Origin of the sequence: Microcystis aeruginosa LEGE 91341 (genome assembly GCF_015206885.1) — a bacterium.
Classification (GTDB): Bacteria; Cyanobacteriota; Cyanobacteriia; order Cyanobacteriales; family Microcystaceae; genus Microcystis; species Microcystis aeruginosa_H.
Window position 1 is genome coordinate 1 of sequence record NZ_JADEXY010000259.1, and the last position, 1,658, is coordinate 1,658.

1 protein-coding gene and 1 pseudogene are annotated in these 1,658 nt (G+C 45.4%); both read right to left on the reverse strand.

Annotation, left to right across the window (positions count from 1 at the left end; genetic code table 11):
• Positions 1–126: 126 nt before the first annotated feature.
• Positions 127–708, reverse strand: a pseudogene (locus IQ234_RS20705) (anti-sigma factor antagonist); the annotation flags it as partial.
• Positions 709–822: 114 nt separating this feature from the next.
• Positions 823–1,473, reverse strand: a complete 651-nt coding sequence (locus IQ234_RS20710) for a DUF3318 domain-containing protein (RefSeq protein WP_002756255.1) — start codon at positions 1,471–1,473, stop codon at positions 823–825.
• Between the last annotated feature and the right edge of the window lie 185 nt (positions 1,474–1,658).

A 1,658-nucleotide genomic window follows, 5' to 3' on the forward strand; every position in this document is an offset into this window, starting at 1 on the left:
CAGGATATACTCCACAAAAGCGTTTAAACTCTTCTGGATTCAAATTTTTTACTTTTTCGTAAGTCATTGTTTTTCTGAGTGTTTTACTTTATTTTACATAATCAGTTCCTATTTTTGCAGGAGGTCTATGGAACGAAACTTGAGAATTTTAAATTCCTTTCCCAACCAACCGCAGCGGGTTTGACTGAAAAAAATCGGACCCGGACTGTCTAACTTAATAGCGATGGCAATGGGGACAAAAATAACCCCCGTGATTAATAAACCCACGATGCCACCAAGAATGTCAAGACCGCGCTTTAACCAACTGCGAATCGAGGGATGGGTTTCCGGTAGATGGTTTTCAGGGGTAGTAAGGCCGTTTTCTTGGGCTGCTAGGGAAGGGGTTTGGAAGGTGAATAATTGATCTAGTCCCGTAATCGATAAAACCCCCATCACTGGGGGATGGACGTTAGCCAGCGCTAACTCGATATTTTTTTCCCTAGCCGCTTTGAGATTATGCACTAAAGCACCGACACCACTACTATCCATAAATTGAGTGGCATTCAGATCGAGAATGACTTTTTCGGGAGTGGGTGTTTGGGCGATGAGATGGTGAAACAGATCCTTGAACTGTACTGCTTCCAAGACAGTCAAGCGATCCGGCATCCGCAAAACCGGATACTCCATCGGAATGATCAGAAAACGTGTTTCAGGAATTTGGGAAGTCATCGACACAACGAGGTGGTTTGATAGATGAGCAAGGCCTGATGACCTACTTAAATGTTTACTACACTTTTCTGCAAATACCAATGGGTAATGTCACAGATTACCTGTAATTATCGGCTAACGAATCTCACCCAGGGGCGGACGGCCTTGGGTTTGGGACTTCGCTTTCGCCGCACTCTTCCTTAGGGCATCTAAACGGGTCTCATAACGCTTACGCAGACGACGGTTAGGTGTTTGTTCGATTAGGGTTTTAAAGGCACTGCCTAGGCTCTTGTAGGCGTTGGGGAGAGAATAACCGAAACGAGTGGCCAGGGCGATCGCTTTTTCATCGGCTTCGATCGCTTCTTTGAGAATTTTATCGCCGTTATTTTTGCGCCAGAGACGATAACCGGAAATCCCACATAATCCCATGGCCAAAAGCAATAATAACCCGTCCTGTACCCATAATTCTCCCACCGCACCACCTAAACCAATAGCGAGGGCGGCCATTTCCCAGCCTTCCCGGGGAATACTATCATTTTGAATCCTGGCCACTTCATGCCAAAAGAGCAAATTACGCTGATCGATGGCTAAATTTTCCCATTTTGCCAAATCTATCTGAATTTCTACCTCGTCTCTGCCAATTTCTTCACAACGGATCAGGGGGGGGTTAATCTCTGTGGAACCTTCTACCGTTACCCAACTTTGTAATTCTGGGGGTAGCAGGGTTTTTAGGCGCCGAAGTTCGCTCATTTCGGCTCGTGCAGAGGAGGCCGCATAAGATGTCATAGATTTTTTACCTATTCTCTACCAATGACGATGATTTCTATTTTGGATCATAGCGGTCTTTTTTGTAATCTTGGCAGCTTTTAGCCCTAGGAAGCATTTTCAGTGATCAGTGATCAGTCATCAGTGGGGGAAGTGGGGAGTGGGGAATTATGAATTATGAATTATGAAGTGGCAAAGTGGGGAAG